We start from the raw sequence: 25,413 nt of genomic DNA on the forward strand, positions 1-25,413 counted from the left end.
CGCGTGAGCGACACCGAGGGCTCTGCCGGGACTTCCGAGGCCGACACGACCGATGCCGCCGAGCGCCACGCCTCGTGGCCGGAGCTGTTCTTCGACCTCGTCGTCGTCGCGGGCGCGGGACTGCTCGGCCACCTCATCGAGGACAGCGAGGGTCTCGGGAGCATCGCGCTGTTCGCCATCGCCTTCGGCGCGTTCTGGATGATCTGGACCTGCTTCACGGCGTACGGCAACGTCCGCGGCGACGACGCCCGCCTCCCGACGTTCCTCGCGGGCATGATCGTGCTCGGCGTGATGGTGGCCGCGGTGCCCGGCATCCACGACGAGCATGCTCACGCGTTCGCGATCGCGTACATCGTGGGCCGAGTGATCGCCGCCCGCCCGTGGCACGGTGCGGCCGTGGTCGTCGACCTGCCGGTCATCCAGGCCGCGACGGGAGTGCTGCCCTGGATCGTGTCGCTGTGGTTCGACGGCGACGCGATGTACGTGTGGTGGGCGATCGGTCTCACGCTCGACCTCGCCGTGCTGCTGCGGTCGCGGCCCGACCGCGTCGCGGCGGGCGCGCAGGCCCGGCTGGATCACGCCATCGACGGAAGACGCGAGCGTCTCGAGGCACATGCCGCGCGCGAGGAGCGCCCCACCCGAAGCGCGACCCGGGCGAGGAGGCGCGCCGAGCGGCGTCAGCGTCGACTGGAGGTGCAGGCGCGCCGAGGCAGGGGACCGCGCGACATCCCCACCTCGATCGTCGCGTTGCGCGCGGACACGGTCCACCTCGCCGAGCGGTTCGGCCTCTTCACGCTCATCCTGCTCGGCGAGGGCCTGATCCAGGTGATCACGTCGGCCTCGGGAGCTGAGTGGAACCGCGAGCTCGGCGTGGCCGCGCTCGGCGCGTTCGCCTTCATCGTCGGCTTGTGGAACCTGTCGGTGCGTCGCGGCAGCGCCGGCCTCGCGCTGCTGCCCGAGGGCGCGATCCCGGTGCGCCTGCAGTGGGTCGCGCACCTGGTGACCTCGCTGTGCATCGTCGCGATGGCGGCGGTGATGGGCGCCATCGTCGCCGACCCGGGAGCGGAGATCGACGATCACGTGGCAGCGGTGCTCGTCACCGCGCTCGCGGTCTACCTTCTCGCGGCGGGGACGACCCACGCGGTGCTCGCGCGCAGGGGCCACGACCGCGCGGCTCGGCTCCGGGCGGCCTGGCTGCTCGGGGCGGGCGTCGTCGCGCCGCTCGCCGCGTGGCTCGCGCACGGGTACCTGGACGCGTCAGCCGTGGTCTGGATCCTGGCCGCCGCCGTGGTCACGTGCGGCGTCGCCGCATCCCGGCTCACCGCGGACAGGTGACGGCCGATGCGCGCTCGAGCACGCATCGGCCCTCACCTCAGGCCGGGGTCGGGGCGTAGCTCACCTGGCAGAAGCCGTGGTTGCAGTAGCCCCCGGGGTTCTTGTGGAGGTACTGCTGGTGGTAGTCCTCCGCGTAGTAGAAGCGGCCGTCTCCGGCGTCCTCGGCGCGCGCGATCTGCGTCGTGATCGCTCCGTAGCCCTTGTCGGTGAGCTGCGCCTGGTAGCGGTCGCGCGACGCCTCAGCAGCCGCGAGCTGGGCCTCGGACGTCGTGAAGATGGCGCTGCGGTACTGGGTGCCCACGTCGTTGCCCTGGCGGTTCAGCGTCGTCGGGTCGTGGTTCTCCCAGAACGCGCCCAGCAGGGTGTCGAGCGAGACCTTCTCGGGGTCGTAGACCACCTGGACGGCCTCGGCGTGACCCGTGCGCGCGGTGCAGGTCTCCTGGTACGTGGGGTTCTCGGTCCAGCCGCCCATGTAGCCGGCGGCCGTCGAGTGCACGCCAGGGGTCTGCCAGAAGATGCGCTCCGCGCCCCAGAAGCAGCCCATGCCCACGTAGAGCACCTGGAGGCCCTCCGGCCAGGGTCCGGTCAGGGGCGTGCCGAGCACCACGTGGCGGTCGGCCACCTCGATGGCGGCGTCGCGGCCAGGCAGGGCCTCGTCCGCGGTGATCATGGTCGTCTTGTTCGTGCCGAGCATGTGCGCTCCTCTGGGTCGGTGAACTCTGCTCGGTGAACGCGCCCGTGACCGTGCATGTTCCGCGCGGCAGGCCACACCGTGTCCGTGCGCGGCGTTAGGCTCGCGACATGGCCAACAGTCCTGGTGAGAGCAAGCCGACCTCGTCTGTGCTCTACACCGAGCAGCCCTCGGTGATCGACCGCGTCCCCGTGACGCTCAGGGTCACGGCCGCGTGGTCGTGGAGGATCGTCATCGTCGGCGTCGTGCTCGTCGCCGCCGCGTGGGGGTTCACCAACCTCTCGGCGCTGTTCGTGCCGCTGATCATCGCGCTCATCATCGCCGCGCCGCTCGAGCGGCTGGTCGCCCGGATGGCGCAGATCGGGATCCCGCGCGCCTTGGGGTCGATCCTCGCGATCCTCGCCCTCATCTCGATCGTGCTGGGCCTCGGCACGCTCGCGTCGACGTCCTTCGTGAATGACTTCGACCAGCTCAAGGACTCCGCGATCGAGGGCTTCGAGACCTTCGTCGCGTGGCTCGTCGACGGGCCTCTGGGCATCAGCCAGGAGCAGATCGACGAGGTCGTCTCCAACATCCAGGGCTTCGTCCAGGACAACGTCCTCGGCGTCGCCTCGGGCGCGCTGTCCGTCGGCTCCGCGATCGGCGCCATGTTCGCCGGCATCATCATCGCGCTGGTGGCGCTGTTCTTCTTCATGCGCGACGGCCGGCAGATCTGGACCTGGACCGTCGGTCTGCTTCCCGACTCGTCCGTCGAGCGCGCCGACCACGCCGGGATGCACGCCTGGGTGACGCTGCGGCGCTACACGCAGACCACGGTCTTCGTGGCCTTCGTCGACGCCGTCGGCATCGGCCTCGGAGCCTGGATCCTCGGCGTGCCGCTCGCGCTGCCGATCGCGATCATCGTCTTCCTGTTCTCGTTCATCCCGCTCATCGGCGCGACGCTGTCGGGTGCGGTGGCATCGCTCGTCGCGCTCGTCGACGGCGGCTGGACCACCGCTCTGCTCATGCTCGGCGTGGTGCTGCTCGTCCAGCAGATCGAGGGCAACGTCCTCTACCCGTGGCTGTTCGGCAAGGCGGCCTCGATTCACCCGCTCGCGGTGCTCCTGACGATCTCCGCCGGAACGCTCACCATGGGCCTCATCGGCGCGATCATCGCGGTGCCCATCGTCGCGACCCTCTACGCGTTCAAGCGCGGCCTGCGCCTGGGCGACGCGATCGAGGAGGTCGACCGACCTCCCATCTCGACGCAGATGCCCGTGGTCGCCGAACGGCTACGGCGGGCGCGCGACGCCGTCACCCACACGGGCGAGATCCGCACTCGCCACCACGAGGCGGCTCCCACCGACGAGCACGCCATCATCGACGACGCGGCCGACGCCCCGGGCGCCGAGTCCGTCGAGCCGCACAGCGAGCAGATCCGCACGCGCCCGCCGCGCGACTCCAGCACCGACACGTAGGCGCCTCATGCGGTGCGAGTATCACGCCGCCGGACTGTGCTTCTCGTGCACGCGTATCGACACGCCCTACGAGAACCAGGTGGCGGACAAGCAGGCGGCGATCGCCGGCCTGCTCGCCCCCGTCGCGCCGGAGCTCGCGTGGCTGCCCGCCCGCGCGAGCGAGGAGTCGGGGTTCCGCACCAAGGCCAAGATGGTCGTCGCGGGGACGGTCGACGCGCCGACGGTCGGGATCCTCGCCGCGGATGGCTCGGGGCAGGATCTCCGTGATTGCCCGCTGTATCCGGCGGCGCTCGGTGACGCCTTCGCGCCGCTCGCGGACTTCATCACGCGCGCCCGGCTCGAGCCCTACTCGGTGCCGCTGCGCCGGGGCGAGCTCAAGCACGTGCTCGTCACGGTCGCACCCAACGGTGACCTCATGGTCCGTTGGGTGCTGCGCTCCACGGAGGCGCTCGCGCGGATCCGCAAGCACCTGCCGTGGCTGCGCGAGCAGCTCCCGCGCCTCGCCGTCGCGTCGGTCAACGTCCTGCCGGAGCACAAGGCCGTCACCGAGGGCGAGCGCGAGATCCTGCTCACCGAGCGCGAGACGCTCACCATGACCGTCAACGGCATCGACCTGCACCTGCGCCCTCAGAGCTTCTTCCAGACCAACACGGACGTGGCCGGCGCGCTCTACCGGCAGGCCACGGACTGGATCGCCGCCGCCGCGCCCGACAGCCTGTGGGACCTCTACTGCGGCGTGGGCGGGTTCGCGCTGCACGGGGCCGCGCCGGGCCGCGCCGTCGTGGGCGTCGAGGTCAGCGAGCAGGCCATCACGTCTGCCCGCCGCACGCGAGACGAGCGCCTGTCAGCGGGCGACGCGGCGATGGCCGGCGTGGAGTTCGTGGCCGACGACGCCGTCGGCTGGGCCTCGCGCCAGGCCGATGCGCCCGAGGCCATCGTGGTCAACCCGCCCCGCCGTGGGCTAGGGGAGGAGCTGTCGCGCACCGTGGAGGAGTCGGGCGCGGCGACCGTCGTGTACTCGAGCTGCCACGCGACCACCCTCGCGCGCGACCTCGCCTGGATGCCCTCGTACGCCGCCCGCGAGGCGCGGCTGTTCGACATGTTCCCCCACACCGGCCACAGCGAGGTCGCGGTCGTCCTCGACCGCCAGTAGGGCCCGGCTCCGCCCAAAGACGAGCGGGCGGCGTTTCCCAGCACGCGCATCGGCGCTGCTGCCTCTAGGTTGGTGCCAGCCGAGCAGGGGAGCGGACCGGATGAGACGAGCAGCGTTGGCGCTGGTGGCCGTGGCGACCCTGGCCGTCGCCGGGTGCACCGAGGAGGCGGCGCCCACCCCGCCGACCGTCACCGTCACGGCGACGCCGGACGCGGTCGACCCCTTCGCCGACTTCGCCGCGCCGGAGCTGCTGTCGATCCCCGGCGCCGTCGTCGAGGGGCTCGAGGTCGAGCACGTCGAGGCGGAGGACGAGACCCACGTCGCCTTCGCGTCGTACCCGCTGATCCCCGGCGCCGAGGACCTCACCGAGGCTCTCAAGGCCTCGCGGGAGGACCAGTTCCGCGACTTCGTCGCCACCGAGCACCCCGCGCAGGAGGGCGTGCTCGCGGAGCTCAACATCTCGTGGGACCTCGTCGGCTCGTCGCCCGAGGTCATCGGCGTGCGGCTCAACTCGACCGAGTTCGGCGCCCACGGCTTCGACGGCGACGCGTCGACCCACTGGTACCACGTCGAGGCCGACGAGGTGCTGCCCGGCACCGCGTTGATCGATGAGGCGGCCGTCGACTCGCTCGTCGCCGCCGTCGAGGACGAGGCTACCGGCGACCCCCGCATCGATCCCGCGCTGCTCGAGCAGCAGCTCGCGGGCGGTCTCGACGCCTTCGACTCGATCGCGTTCACGGCAGACGGCGAGCTGTGGGTCGAGTTCGACGGCGCTCAGGTGTCGGTCTCCAACCGGGCCGTGGGCGTCGAGGTGCCCGCGGAGGGCCACCTGTCGGAGTTCGGCGAGACGGCGCGCACCGCGGCGCTCGAGCCTGCGGACCCCGACATCCCGGTGCCGGAGCCGACGACCGCGGAGCCCGCACCGCTCGACACCGAGGGCACCCCGGCGATGATCCAGGGCGACGACGACGTGGACTGCTCGCAGGCCAAGTGCATCGCGCTGACCTTCGACGACGGACCCGTGGGCGGCACCAACGACCTGCTGGATGTGCTCGCCTCACGAGGCGTGCACGCGACGTTCTTCATGGTGGGCACCAACGTCAAGGCGCACCCGGACGTCGTCAAGCGCATCCACGACGAGGGCCACGTGCTCGGCAACCACACGATGGACCACAAGCAGCTCACCCGCCTCAACGAGGCCTCGATCCGCGACGAGATCGCCAGCACCAATGCGCTCATCGAGGAGGCGTCCGGGGTGACTCCCGTGCTGCTGCGCCCGCCCTACGGCGCGACCAACGGGTCGGTGGCGACGATCGCCGCCGAGCTGGGCATGGCGCAGATCCTGTGGGACGTCGATCCCGAGGACTGGAAGGACAAGAACTCCGCCGTGGTCACCGACCGCGTGCTCTCGCACGCGCACAACGGCGCGATCATCCTGTCGCACGACATCCACGAGACCACCCGCGCGGCCTACGCGGGCATCATCGATCAGCTGCTCGCCGACGGGTACACGCTCGTGACGGTGCCCGAGCTGCTCGGCGACATGACGCCCGGCCAGAAGTACTTCAGGCGGTAGGACAGCCCGCGACCGGCGCTGGCTATCCCGAGAACGGCTCTGCGGCGATCACCTTGACGGGGATCTCCTTGCCGTTGGGTGCGACGTAGCTGGTCTCGTCGCCCACGGACTTGCCGATGAGCGCCTCGCCCAGCGGCGACTGCGCGCTGAACACGTCGAGCTCGGTGCCGCCCGCGACCTCGCGGGAGCCCACGAGGAACTTCATCTCGCGGCCCATGACCTCGGCGGTGACGACGGTGCCCGACTGGATCTCGTTGGAGGTCGACGCCTCGCCCACGGTCGCGGTCTGCAGGATGTGGCGCAACTGCTGGATGCGCGCCTCCTGCTTCGCCTGCTCCTCGCGCGCCGCGTGGTAGCCGCCGTTCTCCTTGAGGTCGCCCTCCTGGCGGCGCTCGTCGATCTCCTTGGCGATCGCCGCACGCCCCTCACCCGCGAGGTGGTCGTACTCGGCCTGCAGGCGGTCGTACGCCTCCTGGGTGAGCCAGGTGCCAGTGGTCTCGGTCACGGTCGTCCCTCCTTGCTGGACAGAAGACGCCAGGGTAGCAAGAGGGCCGATGCTGGTGAAAGAAGGGTGACGTCGGTCACTGCTGCGGGCCGCAGCCGCGCACCAGTGCGGTGTTGGGCTGCTCGACCGTCGCGATGGGCACCGTGATGCGCTGCTGGACGCCGTCGGCCGGGTCGATGTCGACCTCGGCGACGCCCACCTCCGCGTACTGGACGTTCATCGCGTGCAGGTAGCAGGTGACCGGCTCGTCGTCGTAGAAGTACACCTCGAACGTCACGTCCACCTCGGTGGGCGACGCGATGGAGAAGCCCACGTCCTGCCAGCGCACGGGGTCGTTCGCCATCGCGAGCCCGATCCACGCGGTCACGCCCGTCAGCGCGATGAGGCCCGCGATGACCCACGCCCAGCCCTTGCGCGACAGTCGCGGACGCGCATCGGCGGCCTCGTCCTCGATGGGGTCCGGCGCGGTGCTCATGATGAGGCAGGATAGTTCACGGAGAGAAAGGGGCGTGACCGTGGCTGACTTCACCGGTGGTCCAGGATTCGGTGCCTTCGTGGCGACCTTCGCGGTCGTCGTGGGCGCGATCATCCTGTTCCGTTCGCTGTCGAAGCACCTGCGCAAGGTGCGCACCCACCCGCCCGAGGGCGAGCGCCCCGCCGCGACCGCATCGGCGTCCCAGACGGGCGCGGTCGCTCAGAGCGCGGCGGACACGCCCGAGGCGCCCTCCGAGCCCAGCCCCTCGGAACCCAGCCCCGCCGCCAGCTGACGCCCGCGCGCTGGGCCGAGCCCGCGCATCGGCGGTGCTGCCGTCCTAGGAGACGGTGAAGACCACCAGCGCGATCGCGATGTAGTGGCACAGGAAGCCCGCGATCGTGAGCGCGTGGAAGATCTCGTGGAAGCCGAAGTACCGCTCGGAGCCACGCGGCCACTTGGTGCCGTAGATGATCGCGCCCACGGTGTAGCACAGGCCGCCCACGATGATCAGGGTCACGACGGCCGCGCCACCCGCCTGATAGAACGGCCCGATGAAGCCGATGGCCACCCAGCCCAGCGCGAGGTACAGCGGCACGTAGGCCCAGCGCGGCGCGCCCAGCCAGAAGACGCGCAGGAGCAGGCCGATGAGCGCGCCACCCCACACCACGGCCAGCACCACCACACGAGTCGTGCCGTCGAGCAGCATCACCGTGAGGGGCGTGTAGGTGCCCGCGATGATGAGGAAGATGTTGGCGTGGTCCATGCGCCGCAGCACGGCCTTGGTGCGGTCGGACCAGTCGCCGCGATGGTAGACGGCGGAGGTGCCGAACAGCATCACGGCGGTGAGGGTGAAGATCGCGGTCGAGACGCGCCCCGCGAGCGTGGGAGCGAACACGACGAGCACCATGCCGGCGACGAGCGCGAGGGGGGCCGCACCGAGGTGCAGCCAGCCGCGCATCAGCGGCTTTCCGGGCACAGGAAGGTTCTCGGCCATGAACCTACGTTACCGTAGGTTACGCGCCGCGAGTACCGTGTCATCCAGCACTTCAGACGCCGAAGGGACGCCGATGGGACTGCGCAGCCTGCTCTACGGACCGTACGAGAGGCAGCTGGCGCGCACCCTCCGCGACGAGGGCGAGATCCCCCGCCACATCGGGGTCATCCTCGACGGCAACCGGCGCTGGGCGAAGGCCTCGGGCGAGTCCGCCGCGCACGGCCACCGCCGCGGCGCCGACAAGATCTCCGAGGTCCTGGGCTGGTCCGAGGAGGCCGGCGTCGAGGTCGTGACGCTGTGGATGCTGTCGACCGACAACCTCGGCCGCGACGCCGCGGAGCTGGACGCGCTGCTTGAGATCATCTGCTCGGCGGTGGAGACGCTCGCCGACGACGGGCGCTGGCGTCTGCAGCACGTGGGAGCGGCCGACCTCTTGCCGGCCGATGCGTCCGCCCGCCTCGGTGCGGCCGTCGCCAGGACCTCGGGCAACACGGGGCTGCACGTCAACATCGCCGTGGGCTACGGGGGCCGCCACGAGATCGCCGATGCGGTCCGGTCCTTCCTGCGCTCGGGGGCCTCGGAGGGCAAGTCGGTCGAGGAGATGGCTGAGACGTTCTCCGTCGAGCACATCGCCGAGCACCTCTACACCAAGGGCCAGCCCGACCCCGACCTGGTGATCCGCACCTCGGGGGAGCAGCGGCTGTCGGGCTTCCTCATGTGGCAGTCCGCGCACTCGGAGTTCTACTTCTGCGACGCGTACTGGCCGGACTTCCGGCACGTGGACTTCCTGCGCGCGCTGCGCGCGTTCTCCCAGCGCGAGCGGCGCCACGGCCGGTGAGCGCGCGCTCGATAGCAGGCCCCGCCCTGCACCTTCCTCTCGCCGCGCCAAACTGACGGCACGATCGCGCAACCTGCCCGCGCATCGGCTCTCATGGCGTGAGTTGACGGACGGATCTCCAAAGCCGCCTGTGCACCGGCGCGTCGTACCGGCGTGTTCCGCCCGCACCCGGTGTGACACACCCGACAGCGGGGCACATGACGAACATGTGTCGCGCGGCGTGTCGCGCGGTGCCCCCGAATCCCGGGCGTACCGTCGGGATCGTGGTACCCATCCGAACCCGGACCACCTTGGTCCCGGACTAGACCGAACGCCGTCGGGCGTTCGGCGCCCTGCGGCCTGAACTGCGGGGAGCCCCTGTGAGCATCACTCAGCCCGACACCACCCCCTCGATCAACGCCGAGAACGCGACCGAGCTGCGAACGTTCGTGCTGGACACGTCCGTGCTGCTGTCGGATCCGCGTGCGCTGAAGAGGTTCGCCGAGCACGCGGTCGTGCTCCCGGTGGTCGTCATCACCGAGCTCGAGGCCAAGCGCCACCACCCCGAGCTGGGCTACTTCGCACGGTCGGCCCTCAGGATGCTGGACGAGTTCCGCGTCAAGCACGGCAAGCTGGACGAGCCCGTTCCCGCCAACGAGGCCGGCGGCACGCTCCGCGTCGAGCTCAACCACACCGACCAGGAGGTGCTGCCGAGCGGCTTCCGCCTGGGTGACAACGACACCCGGATCCTCGCGGTCGCCGCCAACCTCAAGGCCGAGGGCCTCGCGGTCACGGTGGTCTCGAAGGACCTGCCCATGCGCGTGAAGGCCTCGGCGCTCGGCATCGAGGCAGAGGAGTACCGCGCAGAGCTCGCGGTCGACTCCGGCTGGACCGGCATGCGCGAGATCCAGCTGACCGACGAGCAGATGGGCTCCCTGTACGAGGCCGAGGCGCTCGCGGCCCCGACGCCGCAGGACTGCGGCGAGGATCTCGCGACGCTGCCGGTCCACACGGGACTCGTCATCCACTCGCCGCGCGGCGGGGCTCTGGGGCGCGTGACCGACGACGGCCAGATCCGTCTGGTGCGCGGCGACCAGGAGGTGTTCGGGGTGCACGGCCGCTCGGCCGAGCAGCGCATCGCGATCGACCTGCTCCTCGACGAGACCGTCGGCATCGTGTCGATGGGCGGCCGGGCCGGCACCGGCAAGTCCGCGCTCGCCCTGTGCGCGGGCCTCGAGGCCGTCATGGAGCGCCGCCAGCACAAGAAGATCATGGTCTTCCGCCCGCTGTACGCGGTGGGCGGGCAGGACCTGGGCTACCTGCCCGGCAACGAGTCCGAGAAGATGAACCCCTGGGCGCAGGCGGTCTTCGACACCCTGGGCGCGATGGTGTCCTCCGAGGTGGTCGAGGAGGTCATGGCGCGCGGCATGCTTGAGGTGCTGCCGCTGACCCACATCCGCGGCCGTTCGCTGCACGACGCCTTCGTGATCGTCGACGAGGCGCAGTCGCTCGAGCGCAACGTGCTGCTGACGATGCTGAGCCGCATCGGCCAGGACTCGCGCGTGGTCCTCACGCACGACGTCGCCCAGCGCGACAACCTGCGCGTGGGCCGCCACGACGGCATCGCGGCGGTCATCGAGGCGCTCAAGGGCCACCCGCTCTTCGCCCACGTGACGCTCGAGCGCTCCGAGCGCTCGGCAGTGGCCGCGCTCGTGACCGACATGCTCGAGCGGCTCGACCTGTAGTCCGAGCCCGCCCCAGAACGAAGGAAGGGCCGATGCGGTGGTGACCACCGCATCGGCCCTTCGCCATTTCTGGCGGTCCGTCTTTCATGCTCTCCGCCGCCACTTCATGAAAGTGGGCCCACTTTCGGGAAGAGGGGGGTGGGAGAGGCTAGAGGCCCAGCTCCTGGAGGTACGGCTCGAGCTCGAGCCAGTTGACCTCGTCGGGGCGGGACTCGTCCCAGATCGCCGCGTACTTGGCCTGCTGCTCGGGCGTGAGCGCGTTCCACTTGCGCAGCTGCTCCTCCTGGTCGACGTGCCAGTAGCCCACGACGCGGTAGAGCGTGTGGTGGCGCGTCCACTCGGAGCGGATGAACGTGCGGGCGCGGCGCGACTCCGCCGACTCGCACGCCACCCAGACGTAGGTGTCGCCCTCGGGCGCCGGGAGGCTGCGCAGGCAGCTCACGAGCGCCGAGGGTCCGCGGCCGTTGCCGGACACGCGCCACTCGACGTTGACGGTGGCGGGGGAGGGCAGCGCGATCGCGTCGTCCATCGAGATGAGCTCGATGAGGACGTCGAACGTCTCCTCGGGGTTCGCCTCCTCGAGGATGCGGGCCACCGCGGGCAGGCCCGTCGCGTCGGCGACGAGCAGGCGCCGGGTCGAGCCCTCGGGCGCGCCGTAGTACCCGTGCGCCGTGCTGATCGCGCACACGTCGCCCTCCTGGGCGTCGCGCGCCCAGCTCGCGCCGAGGCCGTGGCCGTGGGTGACGACGTCGATCTCGACGCTCGGCACCTCGGGGTTCCAGCGGCGGATCGTGTAGTGGCGGGCGATGTCGTGGTCGTCCTCCCAGCCCTCGGCGGGGCGGTCGCCGGGGATGTGGACGTGGACGAACTCGTCGGGCTTGCCCGTCGACTCCCAGGCGCGCAGCGCCTCGCCGGCAAGGGTTACGCGACGCAGGTTCGGGCTGATCTGCTCGGTCGCCGCGACGTGGACGATGAACGAGTCGGTCATGGTGCCTCCAGTATGAAGTGGCTGAGGGAGGAGCGCCGATGCGGGAGGCGCCGGGAGCGTTCCCGGCGCCTCCCGCCGGCGTTCAGTGCGTCAGTCGTTCGACGGGTCGTTGAACTCGACGACCTCGGTCGCCGGGTCGCCGTCGAGCGCCTGCTCGAGCATCGGCACGAAGGCCTCGAGCGAGTACTGGATCGACGACGGCGAGTTCGCGAAGAACGCGCCCTCGAGGATGGGCTCGGACAGCCAGATCGAGCCGCCGACCTCGCTCACGTTGAGCGACGGGAACAGCGGCAGGTCCTCGAGCGCGCCGCGAGCGTCGGGCGTCGTGGCGACCTGCCACACGACCGAGTCGAGGTCACCGAGGACGTCGAGCTGCTCGGCGCTGATCGGGAACCAGGCGTCCTCGGTGCCCTCGATCGAGGCGACGTCGAGGCCCAGCTGGGCGAGGAACTGGTTGCGGGTGTCGGACGCGGCGTACACGTACGCCTGGCCCTCGTAGTAGCCGCCGACCTGCGAGGTCAGGCCCTCCCACTCGGGGTGCGCGTCGCGGACCTCGGTGAACATCGCGTCGATGTTGTCGAGGATCTCGCCGGCCTTGTCGGTGGTGCCGGTGGCCTGGGCGAGGAGGTTGAGCTCGTCCTCGAGGGACACGCCCCACTCGACGGTCTCGGCGCCCTCGGAGTCGGTCGCGGGACGCGTGACGACGGGAGCGATGCCGGACAGGAGGGTGAACTCCTCCTCGGTCATCGTGTGGTTCGGGTAGGTCGCGACGATGAGGTCGGGCTCGAAGGCCGCGATCGCCTCGGCGTCGTAGGTGGTGGTGCCGGGCTCGAAGAGCTCGGGCTCCGCGCCGGCGGCGATGCGGTCGCCGTCGGCCCACGGGCCCGTGCCGAAGTCGTAGCCCTGCCAGCTCACGGGCACGGCCACGGGAGCGACGCCCAGGGCGTAGAGGTACTCGTGCTCGTGCGAGCCGAGGGTGACGACGCGCTCGGGCTGCTCCTCCACGACGACCTCGCCCATGGCGGTGTCGAGCGTGACGGGGAACGCGGCGGTCTCGGTGGCCGACTCCTCGGCGGTGGGCTCGGCGGAGGTCCCCTCGGTGGGCTCCTCGTCCGTCGAGCCGGACGAGCAGGCCGCGAGCACGAGGGCGGCTGCCGCGGCCATGCCGACGGCGCCGGCGCGGCGCTTGGTGGTGGTGAACATCATGTTCCTCTCTGGTGGGTGGGTGCCTAGACGGCGTCGGTGGTGGCGATCAGGTGCGCCACCAGGCAGGACGAGAACGCCGCGAGGGCGACCTCGTCGAGGTCGGGATCCTTCTCTTGCGGGACAGCTGTGGCGCCGGAGCGCGTGACGCGCACGACGGAGACGCCGAGCTCCTCGTCGCCGCGCACCATCGCGAGGTACGGCGGGCGGACGGCGTCGGACGCGCGCAGCGCGTCGGTGGTGTGGCGCGAGGGCAGCGGGCTGACGAAGTAGCGGGCGCCAGGGGTGCGGGCGAGGCCGGTCGCCGCGTCCACCCCGTCCACCTCGAGCGTGCGCGCGGCCCCAGCGGGCGCATCGGCGCTGCTGACGGCCATCTCGAGGACCAGCTCACGGAAGCCGATTCCGCAGAGCCCGGCGTCGTCCGCGGCGCCGGCGACCACGCGTGCGCCGTCGGCGGTGGTGAGGCGGCAGGCGATCCCGGGCACCGCGGCGACGAGCGCGGCCGCGGAGCGCAGCTGAGGAGCGGTGACGGTCATCGGGTCCCTCCCGGGGCGTGGGCCGGCACCACCATGGGCGTGCCGGTGACGGGGTCGGGCAGGACGCGCGCCTCGAGTCCGAACACCCGCTGGATGAGATCTTCGGTGAACACCTCGTGCGGCTCGCCCGACGCGGCGACCTCGCCGTCGTGCATGGCGATGACGTGGTGCGCGTAGCGGGCCGCCTGGTGCAGGTCGTGGACGACCATCACGATCGTGCGGTCCTGGCGCGTGTTGAGGCGGTGCAGGAGGTCCATCACGTCGTACTGGTGCGCGATGTCCAGGTACGTCGTGGGCTCGTCGAGCAGCATCAGCGGGGTGTCCTGCGCGAGCGTCATGGCGATCCACGCGCGCTGGCGCTGGCCGCCGGACAGCTCATCGACCACCGCGTCCTCGATGTCGGTCAGCGCGGTCGAGTGCAGCGCGGACATCACCGCGGTCTCGTCCGTCGCGCTCCAGGGGCGCAACACCTTCTGGTGCGGCGTGCGGCCCCGGGCCACGAGCTCCTTGACGGTGATGCCCGCGGGCGCGATGGGGGACTGGGGCAGCAGGCCGACCTTGCGCGCCACCTCGCGGGTGGGGACGCGATGGATGTCTCCGCCGTCGAGCAGGACCGTGCCGTCGGTGGGCGCGAGCAGGCGCACGAGCGCGCGGAGCAGGGTGGACTTGCCGCAGCCGTTGGGGCCGACGATCGCGGTGATCTTGCCGTCGGGCACCTCGACGTCGACTCCCCTGACGATGGGGTCGCCGCCGTAGCCGATGACGGCGTGGTCGGTCTTGAGCCTGGTCATGCGGGACCTCCTCGGGACGAGCGCCACACCAGCCACAGCAGGTACGGGGCGCCGATCGCGGCGGTGAACACGCCGACGGGGAACTGCAGCGTCGCGGGCATCTGCTGGGAGACCTGGTCGGCGGCGAGCAGCAGGGTCGCGCCCATGAGCGCGGACGGGATGAGGGTCGCGCCGGCGTTGCGGGTGACGCGCAGGGCGAGGGCGGGCGCGACGAGGGCGATGAAGCCGATGGGACCGCACACCGCGACGGCCGCGGCTGCGAGCAGCACCGAGCACACGGCGAGCACGCCACGCGACGCGCCCACGCGGATGCCAAGCGCCTTCGCGGCGTCGTCGCCCATCTCCATGGTGCGCAGCGCGCGAGCGTTCCACAGCACCACGGGCACCAGCACGGCGCAGCACGCGGCGGCGACCGTGACGTGGGTCCAGGTGCGTCCCGTGGTGGTGCCGACCAGCCAGCCGAGCGCGTTCTGGGCGTCGTGCACGTCCATGCGCGTGAGGATGTACTGCGTGGTCGCCTGCGCGACGAAGCCGATGCCGATGCCCGCGAGGATGAGGCGCAGCGGCACGATGCCCTGGCGCTTCCAGGACAGGGCGAGGATCAGCGCCGCGGTCAGCAGTGCGCCCGCCACCGCGCCCGCGGCGGTGATCCACAGCGAGGTCGCTGTCACGAGCCACAGGGTCAGGACGGCGCCGGTGCCGGCGCCCATCGTGATGCCGATGAAGTCCGGCGAGGCGAGCGGGTTGCGCGTGAGGGACTGCAGGATCGCGCCCGACAGGCCCAGCATCGCGCCCACGAGGATGGCGGTGAGCGCGCGCGGCGCGCGCACCTGGCCCACGATGAAGTCCGCCGGGGCTCCCACGGGGATGCCGACGGCGGCCTTGATCGAGTCGAGGATCGTGATGTCCGCCTTGCCGGCGGTCAGCGCGAGGATCAGCAGGCCCGCGAGGATTGCGAGCAGCGCCAGGCCCACCGCGAAGGTGCGGCGGTGGGTCGTGATGCCGAGGGGGCCGATGCGCAGGATCCTCACAGCTCCACCACCTTCATGCGGCGGGCCATGATCGCGAAGATGAGGCCACCGACGAACGCGGTGGTGATGCCGACGCCGATCTCGCCCGGGCGGGCGACGACGCGGCCGATCACGTCGCACACGAGCACCAGCGCGCCGCCGCCGAAGGCGCTCACGACGAGTAGCCACGGCAGCGACGCCCCGACGAGCGCGCGCGCGAGGTGCGGCACGGCGAGGCCGACGAAGACGATGGGCCCGGCGGCGGCCGTCGCGGCGGCGGCCAGCAGCGTGACGATGAGGATCACGACGGTGCGGATGGTGCCGATCTTGACGCCGAGCGCGCGGGCCGCGTCCTCGCCGAGGGCCACGGCCTCGAGCTGGCGGGAGGCGACGAGCGCTGCGGCGATCGCGACGAGCACGATCGGGATGAGCGCCATGACGTCCTCCGCCTGGCGCCCCGTGAGGGAGCCGGCGACCCACAGCCGGTACTGGTCGAGGGTCGAGTCGTCGACCAGCAGGACCGCGTAGACGAGCGACTGGATCAGCGCGGTGAGCGCGACGCCAGCGAGCGCGAGGCGCACGGGCGCTCCGGCGGCAGCGCCGCGCGCGCCGATCGCGTAGACGATGATCGCCGCGATCCCGGCGCCGACGAACGCGATGGGGACCTGCATGGCGAAGCTGGTCGCGAAGCCCGTGGTGAGCGCCAGCACGACCGCGAGCGAGGCGCCGGCGTTGATGCCCAGCAGGCCGGGGTCCGCGAACGGGTTGCGCGTGAGGGCCTGCATGAGCGCGCCGGCGACGCCGAGCGCGGCTCCGGCGAGCACGCCGATGAGCGTGCGGGACACCCTCAGGTCGCGCACGATGAGCTGCTCGGGGTCGGTGTCGTCGAAGCTGAAGATGGCATCCCACACGGTCGACAGCTCGATGACGCGCGAGCCGATGGCGAGCGACAGCGCGATGGCGATCAGCAGCACCACGGCGGCGGCGATCGCGATCAGGGCGCGCTGGCGCATCGGTCTCCAATGTGGGGGCAGGGCGCACACGTCCTGGTGCGCGGTGAGGCTTGCCTAACTTAACCCACGGCTACCGATTAATCCAACGAGGTGGTTGCTCAAATGGTCACGGTTGTCTCACGATCGAGAATCGGGATCCGGCGCCCCACAGCCTTCACGAATGTGGGCCCACATTCATCGCGATGACGCTGTAGCCAGTGAAAGTGGGCCCACTTTCGCGACACGAGGGTGAGCGGGGCCGGACAGGCCGGGGGAGTGGGGACGACACAGCGCCGATGCGCTCGCCGGGTTCCCGGCTCAGGCTGGCGTCAGCGCTCGGTGAGGTAGGCGTGGGCGGGCAGCTCCACGTCGATGTCGCCACCCATCTCGGGGGCGGGGCAGGCGTCGTCGGGCACGTCGACGCCGATGCCGTAGAGCGCGCGGATCGCGTCGAGGTAACGCTCTGCCTCTCCGGCCTGCGCGTGCTCGCGGGCGCGCACGGTGGGGGTGTGCAGCAGGGTGCGCGCGAAGCGGCGCAGAGCCTCCTCGGTGGCATCCGCCTGCGCGACGGCCTCGTCCGAGGCCCCTGAGCCGGGGCGCACGCGAGCGACCTCCCGCTCGAGCAGGCCGAACACGTGCTCGCGCAGCGCGACCACCGCGGGGTCCAGCGCACGCGCGGACTCTCCGTCGCCGAAGCGCGCGACGGCGTGAGCGACGATCGCGCGGGCAGCCTCGATGGAGCCGATCGACTCGTCGGGGGCGTGGGCGCCCACCGACTCGAGGTCCACGACGGTGACGCCGCGCAGCTGCGCGACGCCGGGGGCGACGTCGCGGTGCAGGGCGAGGTCGACAAGGGTGAGGGGACGCTCGGAGTCCTGGCGCGCGGCGGCCACGAGGGCCGGCGTCAGGACGATCGACTCGCCGCCGGAGCACGCGAGCACCAGGTCGACGTCGGCGAGAGCCTCGCGCAGCTGCTGCTGGTCGAGGGCCGCGATCCCGTGGCGGCGGCCGAACTCCTCTCCGCGACCGGAAGGAGAGAAGACGCCCACGATCGAGACGCCGCGAGCCAGCAGCGAGCCCACGCCCGTCTCTGCCAGGGCGCCGGTGCCGATGATGACGGCCCGCGCATCGGCCCACTGGACGCTCGCCGAGGCGAGGTCGAAGGCGACCGAGACCACGGACCGGCCGGACGTCCCCAAGCCGGTCGAGGAGGCGACGACGCGCGACGTACGCAGCGCGGACTGGAACAGGCGGTCGAGCAGCGGGCTCAGGTGGTTGCCAGCCTGCGCGTCGATGTGCGCGCGCCGCACCTGCCCGGAGATCTCGCGCTCGCCCACGACCATCGACTCGAGGCCGGAGGACACGGACAGCAGGTGCTGGACCGCGTCGTCGCCCTCGTAGGTCGCGAGCGCGCCCTCGATGGTGCTGCGGTCCAGGGCGGTGCTGCGCGACAGCTCGGCGATGACGGCCTCGCGACCCGCCTCCACATCGTCGGCCTCGAGGTACACCTCGAAGCGGTTGCAGGTCGGCAGGACCACTGCACCACGGACGGAGGGGCCACCCGCGACCGTCGCCCCGAGGACATCGGAGCCGACGCTCAGCTGCTCGAGAACAGCGAGGTCACGATTGCGGTGAGTGGCCACGAGAGACATGAGCACCACCCGTCCATTCTGACACGTCAGCGAAACAGGGCAGAATCGACATATGACCTCCGCCGCCCTGCCCGCCGCCCACCCCCTCGTCGACGGGCGCACCGCGGACTCCCCGCTCGTCACGGCGCTGCGCGGAGGCAAGCCCTCGCATCGGCCCGTGTGGTTCATGCGCCAGGCCGGTCGCTCGCTGCCCGAGTACATGGAGGCGCGTGCCGGAACGCGCATGCTCGACGCGTGCCTCACGCCGGGTCTCGCCTCCGAGATCACGCTGCAGCCGGTGCGCCGGTACGGGGTCGACGCGGCCATCTTCTTCTCCGACATCGTGGTGCCGATGCGCATCGCGGGCGTCGATGTCGACATCAAGCCCGGGGTCGGTCCCGTGTTCGGCAGGCCCATCCGCACGATGGCGGACATCGAGGCGCTGCCCGCGCTCGGGGTGCCGGGCGACCGCGGCGCGTTCGACACCGGCCTCGACGCCGTGCGCTCCGCGGTGCGGCTCACGGTCGAGGAGCTCGACTCGACGCCGCTCATCGGGTTCGCCGGCGCGCCCTTCACGCTCGCGGCGTACATGGTCGACGGACGACCCTCGCGCGATCACCTCGGCGCTCGCGAGCTCATGCACACCGCGCCGGACGTGTGGGAGGCGCTGGTGCGCTGGACGTCGCGCGCGGCGGGCCTGTTCCTGCGCGCCCAGGTGCTCGCCGGCGCGTCCGCAGTCCAGCTCTTCGACTCGTGGGCGGGGTCGCTTTCCGAGCCGGACTACGTCGCTCACTGCCAGGGCGGCTCCCGCGCCGCGCTCACGGCGGTCGCCGACCTCGACGTCCCCCGCATCCACTTCGCCGCGAACGCCGGCCACCTCTTGGACGCGATGGGCGCGGCTGGCGCGACGGCGCTCGGCGTCGACTACCGCACGCCGCTCGACGCCGCGGCGAAGGCCACCGGCGGACGCTTCGCCTTGCAGGGCAACATCGATCCGGCGATGCTCGCGGCGCCACCCGCCCCGCTGACCCGTCACGTCATGGACGTGCTGACGCGCGGCGCGGAGGCGCCGGGGCACGTGGTCAACCTCGGCCACGGCATGCCGCCGCACGCCAATCCCGACGTGGTCAAGCGCATCGTCGACCTCGTCCATGAGCGTGGCTGAGGCGCGCCGCTGGGTCATCGTCGGCGCGGGTCCTGCGGGCCTGCTCGCGGCGCGGCGCCTCGCCCGTGCGGGACACGACGTCACCGTCCTCGAGTCCGAGGACCGCGTCGGCGGCCGGGTGTCCCGGATCGACGTGGACGGGCTCGAGCTCGACGCCGGCGCCGAGTCCTTCGCGACCCGGGGCGGCCACGTCGCGACGCTGGTGCGCGAGCTGGGGCTGGGCGAGCGCATCGTCGCGCCCGAGCCGCGCCCCGCGTGGGTCGTCACGCCGGACGACGCCTACCCGCTGCCCCGCACGGGATGGCTGGGCATCCCCACCGCGTCGCTCGCACGCGACGTCCGCCGCGCGATCGGCTGGCGCGGCGCTTTACGGGCGGCCGGAGACCGGCTCGCGCCCGTGCGCGACGTGGGGCCCCAGACGAGCCTCGGCGAGCTGGCACGGGACCGGCTCGGCGACGCCGCCGCCGACCGACTCGTCGCTCCCGTGGTCCAGGGCATCTACTCGCGACCTCTCGACGACATCACGCTGGCCGACGTCGCGCCCGGCCTCGCCGAGGAGATCCGCGCCAAGGGCGGGCTCGTCCGCGCGGCGACAGCCCGGCGTGCGGCCGCTCCGGCCGGAGCAGCCGTGCAGGGGCTCGTGGGCGGCATCGCGACGCTGACGGACGCCTTGGCGGCCGATGCGCGCGCCGCCGGGGCACGCATCCTCACCGAGTCTCCGGTCGGGGCGGTCGAGCGGCGGGGCACGGGGTGGCGTGTGTGGTCCGAGGGGACGCAGCATGACGTCGACGACCTGGTCCTGGCCGTGCCGCGGCCGATCGTCGCGGCGCTCGTGCCCGATGTCGCGTGGGCCGAGGACCGGCAGGTCGCGCTCGTGACGCTGGTGCTGGACGCCCCGGAGCTGGACGGCGCGCCGCGCGGCACCGGAGTGCTCGCCGCCGGATTCGAGTCCGGCGCCAAGGCGCTCACGCACGCGACGGCCAAGTGGCGGTGGCTCGCCGACGCTGCGGAGGGTCGGCAAGTGGTGCGGCTGTCCTACGGCATCGACACCGCGCGCGACGCGCGGCCGCACGCTCTCGCTGACGCGTCCGCGCTGCTCGGCGTCACGCTCCGCGAGTCGCAGCTGCGCGACATCGCGCGCGTCCAGTGGCATGACTCCGCGCCGGCGGCGGTCGCGGACCGCGATCCGGTGCCGGGCCTGCATCTCGTGGGATCCGCGGCGGGACTCAGCGGCCTCGCGGCGATCGTCGCGGACGACGCGCGCTCGACGCTCGGCGCCTGACGGGGCTGCGCTCCCGACCCGCGCCGCCCGACCCGCGCCGCCCGACCCGCGTCGCCCGACAGTTCCGAACATGCGCGATTCTCACGCCCGGCGCGTCGCGCCAGATCAGGCCCGCCGCGCGGCGTGTCGCCGCTGCGATGTTCGGCACTGTCGGCGGGACGTGGGACCAAGGTCCCGGTCGCGCGCGTGAGGTGACCCACACGGAGGTCCCAGCGCGCGCATCGGCCCTGCTGAGGCGACCGGAGGGGCCCTGGGTGATTCGCATCGGCGCCCCGAACCACCGACAATGGATCCATGACCGATGCGCCTGCTGACGACCAGCCCCACGGCTTCACCCTCTTCTCCGTCCTCGACGGACTTCTGGACGCCCCCGACGACGAGCTCGCGGACATCGTCGAGCACTTCGATGCCGCCGTCGAGGAGCTCGCCGAGCACGACGTGGTCCTGCGCGGCATCTACGACGTGTCGGGGCTGCGCGCCGACGGCACCGTGATGCTGTGGCTCCACGGCCCGGACCTCGCGGACCTCCAGCTCGCGCTGCGCGAGCTCCACGCGACCGAGCTGCTGGCCGACACCAAGCTCACGTGGTCCGCCGCCGGCGTCCACCGCCCGGCCGAGTTCAACAAGGCCCACGTGCCCGGCTTCCTCCGCGGCGAGCCCGCGCGCGACTGGCTCACGGTGTACCCGTTCGTGCGCTCGTACGAGTGGTACCTCCTGAGCGACGAGGAGCGCGGCACGATGCTGCGCGAGCACGGCATCAAGGGCTCGAAGTTCAAGGGTGTGGTCGCCAACACGGTCGCCGCGTTCGCGCTGGGCGACTACGAGTGGCTGCTGCCGATGGAGGCCGACGAGGTCACCGACCTCGTCGACATGATGCGTGACCTGCGCTACACCGAGGCGCGTCGCCACGTGCGCGAGGAGGTCCCGTTCTACACGGGCCGCCGCGTCGAGACCGCCGAGGCCGTGGAGGTGCTCGCGTCATGACCGCCGCCCCCGAGGCGCTGCCCCGGCTCGCCGCGGCGTCCCGCACCGTCGCCCCAGCCACGTACGACTGCATCCTGCTCGCCGGCTTCGGCGGACCCGAGGGTCAGGATGACGTCATCCCGTACCTGCGCAACGTGACCGCCGGCCGCGGCGTGCCGGACGAGCGCCTCGAGGAGGTCTCGCATCACTACCGCCACTTCGGCGGCGTGAGCCCCATCAACCAGCAGAACCGCGAGCTCAAGGCCGCGCTCGAGGCGGAGATCTCGTCGCGCGACCTAGGCCTTCCGGTCTACTGGGGAAACCGCTTCTGGGAGCCCTACTTCGACGACGCGCTCAAGGAGCTCCACGCCGACGGCCACCGTCGCGTGCTGGTGCTCGTCACGACCGCCTTCTCGTCGTACAGCGGCTGCCGCGCCTACCGCGAGGACCTCGCCGCCGCCCTGTCGCGGACGGGGCTCGAGGGCGAGATCGTGCTCGACAAGGTGCGCCAGTACTTCGACCACCCCGGCTTCGTCGAGCCCAACGTGACGGCGGTCCGCGAGGGGCTGCGCGCTCTCGTGGCCTCGGGCGACGACGCCGCCCCGCACGTGATGTTCGCGACCCACTCCATCCCGTCCGCGGCGGCGGACGTCTCGGGCCCGCGCGAGGCGCTGCCGGACGGGACGCCCGTGCCCACGGGCGGCGGCGAGGACTGGTACGCCGGCGGCGGCTGGTACGTCGCGCAGCAGCGCGCGGTGTCCGCCCTGGTGATGGACCGCGTTGCCGACGAGTTCCCTGACGTGCCCTGGACCCTTGTGTTCCAGTCCCGCTCGGGAGACCCGTCCGTGCCGTGGCTCGAGCCCGACATCAACCTCGCGATCGAGGCCCTCCCAGCGGACACGTCGGGCCTGGTGATTTCGCCCATCGGCTTCGTGTCCGACCACATGGAGGTCGCCTGGGACCTCGACAACGAGGCGCTCGAGACCTGCGAGGAGCGAGGCCTGACGATGGTGCGCGTGCCGACCGTGGGTGTGGACCCAGCGTTCGTCTCGGGGCTCATCGACCTGGTCGAGGAGCGTCATGTGGCCGCGGCGGGCGATGCCCCGCGCGAGCGCGTGGCCCTCACCGAGCTCGGCCCCTGGCAGGACGTGTGCCCCACGGACTGCTGCCTGGGGCGGGCCGCGAAGCCCACCGTCGCGTCCTGCGACTGAGCCGGCCGTGACGGACGAGCCGGTCTCGCTGGGCCGGCTCCGGCTCCGGGAGCGGCTGCGAGGCCGTTCCGTGCCCGAGGTGATTGGGATGCTCGGCCCCGCCCTGGCGATGCTGTGGGCGGGGATCGCGATCGCCGGCAACGTCATCGCCGCGGGCTCGAAGTTCACCACCGATGTCCCGCGCGAGGACCTGCTCGCGGTGGGCGTTGAGCAGTTCACGTGGGCCGGCTACGCCGAGTGGGCGCTCGCGGCCGTGTGGTGCGTGGGCCTGTGGAACGCGCGCCGGTCGCGGGTGCTGTGGGTGCTCGCCGCGCCCGTGGTGCTGCTCGCCGTGCAGAAGCTCGGCGTCTACCCGCCGCTGAACGCCCGCACGATGGCGACCATCGCCGGCGAGAGCACCGGAGACAGCCCGCTGCACGCGATCTACGCGGCGCTCGAGGGCGTGAAGATCGCGCTGCTGGTCGCGATCGGGGTCGTGGGGTCGATCCTGCACTCCGCGCCGCGCCGGGATTGAGCCGCGAGGCTGATCGACGCTGCTGACGGCTGGCTCGCGCCGGCGGCCCGGGCCGTCTCCGTACCGCTCAACACACGGCTGTGGCGCGTGTGGCTGGTGTAAGCCTTGGGGTTCCACTCACGCCACACGCGCACCACGCGTCACAGCCGTGTGGTGAGTGGCGCACGTCGCGGCCGTCAGCGGCGCCGATGCGCGCGCTGGGTCACGCCCGGGCCGGCACCAGGGTGCGCCGTCCGTCGCGCCACGTGAGCCAGCCGCCGTCGAGGTTCACGGCGTCGTGGCCGAGCTGCCGCAGCAGGCGGGTGGCGGTGTGGCCGCGCTGGCCCACCTGGCAGTGGACCACGACGCGGCGGCCACGCGGAAGCTCGCCGTGGCGCTCGCGGAGCTCGTCGACGGGGATCACCAGCGGGGACTGCCATGGCACCTCGACGGTGCCGCGGTCGTGCTCGGCCTCGGTGCGCACGTCGAGCACCACCGGCTCGTCGGCGGCCGCGGCGAGCTCGTGCCATTGCAGTGACGGGGTCTCGCCGGTCGCGGCGTTCTCCGCGACGTACCCCAGCATGTTGACCGGGTCCTTGGCGGAGCCGTAGGCGGGCGCGTAGGTAAGCTCGAGGTCGGCGAGCTCCGAGGCGGTGATGCCGCCCATCATCGCCGTGGCGATCACGTCGATGCGCTTGTCGACGCCGGCCTCGCCCACGCCCTGCGCGCCGAGGATCTCGTCCGTGTCGGGGTCCACGAGCAGCTTGAGAGCCATCTGCGTCGCGCCGGGGTAGTAGCCGGCATGGTCCGCCGGGTGGGTGTGGATCGCGCGATAGGCGCGGCCCTCGGCGATGAGGCGCCGCTCCGTGCGCCCGGCGACGGCCGCGGTGAGGCCGAACACGCCCACCACCGCGGTGCCGATCGCCCCTCGACCGCGACCGCCGCGGCCCGCGATGACGTCGGCGACGCGGCGCCCGTGGCGGTTGGCGAGGTTGGCGAGGGGGATCAGGACGGGACCGTCGTCCAGCGCGTCGCGCTTTGCGGCGACGTCGCCCACGGCGTAGACGCCGGGCACCGAGGTGCGCATGTCGTCGTCCACGAGCACGGCGCCGCGGGGTCCGAGACTCGCGCCGGCGGAGGCGGCGAGCGTCGAGTCGGGCGTCACGCCGATCGCCGCGACCACCAGATCCGCGTCGATGCGGTGAGAGCCGTCCGGCCCGGCGACGGTCACGTCCGCCGCGCTGATCTCGCTCACCGTGGAGCCGGTGAGCACTCGCACGCCGTGCTCCTCGAGGCGGTCCTGGACGCGGATCGCCAGCTCGGAGTCGAGTGCGCCCAGCACTTGGGGCGCGAGCTCGACGACGGTCACGGACAGGCCGCGGTGGGCGAGGTTCTCCGCGACCTCCAGGCCCACGAAGCCGGCGCCCACCACTACCGCCGAGCGCGCGCCAGCGACCGCATCGGCCATGCGGTCCACGTCGGCGACGTCGCGCAGCACGAGGGCGCGCTCGGCCCCGGGCACGTCGGGGACGATGGGTCGCGCGCCGGGGCTCAGCACGAGGTGGTCGTAGGTGAGGTCGTAGGGGCCACGGTCGGCGCTGCGCACGGTGACGGTGTGGGCGTCCGCGTCGACGGCCACCACGCGGCTGTTCACGCGCACGTCGAGATCGAACCGCGCGCGCAACGACTGAGGGGTCTGCAGCAGGAGCGACTCCCGCTCGGGGATGACGCCGCCCACGTAGTACGGGAGCCCGCAGTTGGCGAACGAGACGTGCTCCCCGGCCTCGAGGACGATGATCTCGTGGTCCTCGTCGAGACGGCGCAGGCGCGTGGCGGCGGACATGCCGGCGGCGACGGCGCCGACGATGACGGTGGTGGGCATGGTGACGGCCTCCTGAAGCGGTGGGGGACTTGCGTCAGGATACCCCCAGGGGTATTGTCGCAGCAACTCGACCATGAAGGAGGAGCGCCCATGTGCTCACCGATCACCTGCCGCCTGTGCGGCAAGACCACCTGGACCGGTTGCGGTCAGCACGTGGACTCCGTGAAGTCCCAGGTGCCCGCGTCCCAGTGGTGCGAGGGCCACGACAAGCCCGCGGGCAGGAGCCTGTTCTCGTGGCTGCGGTGACCCATGCGGCGGTGAACCGCCTCAAGCGCGCCCGGGGTCAGCTCGACGCCGTGATCCGCATGGTCGAGGAGGGCCGGGACTGCGAGGAGACGGTGACGCAGCTCGCGGCCGTCTCGAAGGCGCTCGACCGCGCCGGGTTCGCCCTCATCTCCTCCGGCCTCAAGGACTGCCTCGACTCGGCCGACGAGGACGAGCGCGATGCGAGCCTCCAGCGCCTCGAGAAGGTGTTCCTCTCCCTGGCCTGAGCAGGGCCGATGCGCGCTCGCGGTGGC

The 25,413-nt window shown here is 72.1% G+C and carries 26 protein-coding genes; 14 read left to right on the forward strand and 12 right to left on the reverse strand.

Going from position 1 to position 25,413, the window contains the following annotated elements:
- The first annotated feature begins 3 nt into the window (after positions 1-3).
- On the forward strand, positions 4-1,335 hold the full coding sequence (locus tag B7K25_RS10300; RefSeq protein WP_084105975.1) for a low temperature requirement protein A: 1,332 nt from the start codon (positions 4-6) through the stop codon (positions 1,333-1,335).
- A 37-nt stretch (positions 1,336-1,372) separates the two neighbouring features.
- Here B7K25_RS10300 and msrA read toward each other — a convergent pair whose 3' ends face one another.
- Positions 1,373-2,029 carry a peptide-methionine (S)-S-oxide reductase MsrA gene (msrA, locus tag B7K25_RS10305; protein WP_084105976.1) on the reverse strand — a complete coding sequence of 219 codons (657 nt, stop codon included), beginning with the start codon at positions 2,027-2,029 and terminating at the stop codon, positions 1,373-1,375.
- 107 nt (positions 2,030-2,136) lie between these two features.
- Between msrA and B7K25_RS10310 the strand changes: the two genes are divergently transcribed.
- From B7K25_RS10310 to B7K25_RS10320, 3 genes are all read left to right on the forward strand, one after another.
- Entirely contained in the window at positions 2,137-3,483 is a 1,347-nt protein-coding gene (locus B7K25_RS10310) for an AI-2E family transporter (RefSeq protein ID WP_084105977.1), read from the forward strand.
- Between the two features lie 7 nt (positions 3,484-3,490).
- The gene (gene rlmC / locus B7K25_RS10315) at positions 3,491-4,636 is read left to right on the forward strand and encodes a 23S rRNA (uracil(747)-C(5))-methyltransferase RlmC (protein WP_084105978.1); all 1,146 of its coding nucleotides are present in this window, start codon (positions 3,491-3,493) and stop codon (positions 4,634-4,636) included.
- Between the two features lie 100 nt (positions 4,637-4,736).
- Positions 4,737-6,212, forward strand: a complete 1,476-nt coding sequence (locus tag B7K25_RS10320) for a polysaccharide deacetylase family protein (RefSeq protein ID WP_144018969.1) — start codon at positions 4,737-4,739, stop codon at positions 6,210-6,212.
- A gap of 22 nt (positions 6,213-6,234) precedes the next feature.
- On the opposite strand, the gene greA is transcribed toward B7K25_RS10320, so the two are convergent.
- Together greA and B7K25_RS10330 are read right to left on the reverse strand one after the other, a co-directional pair.
- The gene (greA, locus tag B7K25_RS10325) at positions 6,235-6,717 is read right to left on the reverse strand and encodes a transcription elongation factor GreA (RefSeq protein ID WP_084105980.1); all 483 of its coding nucleotides are present in this window, start codon (positions 6,715-6,717) and stop codon (positions 6,235-6,237) included.
- A gap of 76 nt (positions 6,718-6,793) precedes the next feature.
- Entirely contained in the window at positions 6,794-7,192 is a 399-nt protein-coding gene (locus B7K25_RS10330) for a DUF4307 domain-containing protein (RefSeq protein WP_159450185.1), read from the reverse strand.
- A 40-nt stretch (positions 7,193-7,232) separates the two neighbouring features.
- Between B7K25_RS10330 and B7K25_RS10335 the strand changes: the two genes are divergently transcribed.
- Positions 7,233-7,484 (forward strand): hypothetical protein, encoded by a 252-nt coding sequence (locus tag B7K25_RS10335; RefSeq protein ID WP_159450186.1) that lies wholly within the window; start codon positions 7,233-7,235, stop codon positions 7,482-7,484.
- Positions 7,485-7,529: 45 nt separating this feature from the next.
- Here B7K25_RS10335 and B7K25_RS10340 read toward each other — a convergent pair whose 3' ends face one another.
- Entirely contained in the window at positions 7,530-8,186 is a 657-nt protein-coding gene (locus B7K25_RS10340; protein WP_084105983.1) for a hemolysin III family protein, read from the reverse strand.
- Positions 8,187-8,259: 73 nt separating this feature from the next.
- On the opposite strand from B7K25_RS10340, the gene B7K25_RS10345 reads away from it, so the two are divergent.
- Both B7K25_RS10345 and B7K25_RS10350 read left to right on the forward strand, forming a co-directional pair.
- Positions 8,260-9,024 (forward strand): isoprenyl transferase, encoded by a 765-nt coding sequence (locus tag B7K25_RS10345; protein ID WP_084105984.1) that lies wholly within the window; start codon positions 8,260-8,262, stop codon positions 9,022-9,024.
- A 365-nt stretch (positions 9,025-9,389) separates the two neighbouring features.
- Entirely contained in the window at positions 9,390-10,748 is a 1,359-nt protein-coding gene (locus B7K25_RS10350) for a PhoH family protein (protein WP_200807954.1), read from the forward strand.
- Positions 10,749-10,896: 148 nt separating this feature from the next.
- Here B7K25_RS10350 and B7K25_RS10355 read toward each other — a convergent pair whose 3' ends face one another.
- The 7 genes from B7K25_RS10355 to B7K25_RS10385 form a co-directional block, all read right to left on the reverse strand.
- Entirely contained in the window at positions 10,897-11,736 is an 840-nt protein-coding gene (locus B7K25_RS10355; protein WP_084105986.1) for a siderophore-interacting protein, read from the reverse strand.
- A gap of 90 nt (positions 11,737-11,826) precedes the next feature.
- Positions 11,827-12,939, reverse strand: coding sequence for an ABC transporter substrate-binding protein (locus B7K25_RS10360; protein ID WP_159450187.1), 1,113 nt, complete (start codon positions 12,937-12,939; stop codon positions 11,827-11,829).
- 26 nt (positions 12,940-12,965) lie between these two features.
- Positions 12,966-13,475, reverse strand: a complete 510-nt coding sequence (locus B7K25_RS10365; RefSeq protein ID WP_084105988.1) for a hypothetical protein — start codon at positions 13,473-13,475, stop codon at positions 12,966-12,968.
- Positions 13,472-14,266: an ABC transporter ATP-binding protein gene (locus B7K25_RS10370; RefSeq protein ID WP_084105989.1), complete on the reverse strand. Its 795-nt coding sequence runs from the start codon at positions 14,264-14,266 to the stop codon at positions 13,472-13,474. Before B7K25_RS10370 ends, B7K25_RS10365 begins: the two co-directional genes overlap by 4 nt.
- A complete protein-coding gene (locus B7K25_RS10375; RefSeq protein ID WP_084105990.1) occupies positions 14,263-15,297 on the reverse strand; it encodes an iron chelate uptake ABC transporter family permease subunit in 1,035 nt (344 codons plus the stop codon). Before B7K25_RS10375 ends, B7K25_RS10370 begins: the two co-directional genes overlap by 4 nt.
- Complete coding sequence (locus tag B7K25_RS10380; RefSeq protein WP_084105991.1) at positions 15,294-16,289, reverse strand: iron ABC transporter permease; 996 nt, start codon at positions 16,287-16,289, stop codon at positions 15,294-15,296. Before B7K25_RS10380 ends, B7K25_RS10375 begins: the two co-directional genes overlap by 4 nt.
- 308 nt (positions 16,290-16,597) lie before the next feature.
- Positions 16,598-17,920: a glutamyl-tRNA reductase gene (locus B7K25_RS10385; RefSeq protein ID WP_234988218.1), complete on the reverse strand. Its 1,323-nt coding sequence runs from the start codon at positions 17,918-17,920 to the stop codon at positions 16,598-16,600.
- A gap of 52 nt (positions 17,921-17,972) precedes the next feature.
- On the opposite strand from B7K25_RS10385, the gene hemE reads away from it, so the two are divergent.
- The 5 genes from hemE (at position 17,973) to B7K25_RS10410 (ending at position 23,034) form a co-directional block, all read left to right on the forward strand.
- On the forward strand, positions 17,973-19,064 hold the full coding sequence (gene hemE, locus B7K25_RS10390; RefSeq protein ID WP_084105993.1) for a uroporphyrinogen decarboxylase: 1,092 nt from the start codon (positions 17,973-17,975) through the stop codon (positions 19,062-19,064).
- Positions 19,051-20,346 (forward strand): NAD(P)/FAD-dependent oxidoreductase, encoded by a 1,296-nt coding sequence (locus B7K25_RS10395; RefSeq protein WP_234988182.1) that lies wholly within the window; start codon positions 19,051-19,053, stop codon positions 20,344-20,346. Before hemE ends, B7K25_RS10395 begins: the two co-directional genes overlap by 14 nt.
- A gap of 294 nt (positions 20,347-20,640) precedes the next feature.
- Positions 20,641-21,330, forward strand: a complete 690-nt coding sequence (hemQ, locus tag B7K25_RS10400; RefSeq protein ID WP_084105995.1) for a hydrogen peroxide-dependent heme synthase — start codon at positions 20,641-20,643, stop codon at positions 21,328-21,330.
- Positions 21,327-22,520 carry a ferrochelatase gene (locus B7K25_RS10405; protein WP_084105996.1) on the forward strand — a complete coding sequence of 398 codons (1,194 nt, stop codon included), beginning with the start codon at positions 21,327-21,329 and terminating at the stop codon, positions 22,518-22,520. Before hemQ ends, B7K25_RS10405 begins: the two co-directional genes overlap by 4 nt.
- A gap of 88 nt (positions 22,521-22,608) precedes the next feature.
- Entirely contained in the window at positions 22,609-23,034 is a 426-nt protein-coding gene (locus B7K25_RS10410) for a hypothetical protein (protein ID WP_084105997.1), read from the forward strand.
- Between the two features lie 202 nt (positions 23,035-23,236).
- Here the strand turns inward: B7K25_RS10410 and B7K25_RS10415 are convergent, their stop codons facing one another.
- Entirely contained in the window at positions 23,237-24,895 is a 1,659-nt protein-coding gene (locus B7K25_RS10415; RefSeq protein ID WP_084105998.1) for an FAD-dependent oxidoreductase, read from the reverse strand.
- A gap of 90 nt (positions 24,896-24,985) precedes the next feature.
- On the opposite strand from B7K25_RS10415, the gene B7K25_RS13865 reads away from it, so the two are divergent.
- Positions 24,986-25,141 (forward strand): hypothetical protein, encoded by a 156-nt coding sequence (locus B7K25_RS13865; protein WP_200807943.1) that lies wholly within the window; start codon positions 24,986-24,988, stop codon positions 25,139-25,141.
- The gene (locus tag B7K25_RS10420) at positions 25,129-25,386 is read left to right on the forward strand and encodes a metal-sensitive transcriptional regulator (RefSeq protein WP_084105999.1); all 258 of its coding nucleotides are present in this window, start codon (positions 25,129-25,131) and stop codon (positions 25,384-25,386) included. The genes B7K25_RS13865 and B7K25_RS10420 overlap by 13 nt, the downstream gene beginning before the upstream one ends.
- The last annotated feature ends 27 nt before the right edge of the window (positions 25,387-25,413 follow it).

It is taken from the genome of Demequina sp. NBRC 110056 (genome assembly GCF_002090155.1).
Taxonomy (GTDB): Bacteria; Actinomycetota; Actinomycetes; order Actinomycetales; family Demequinaceae; genus Demequina.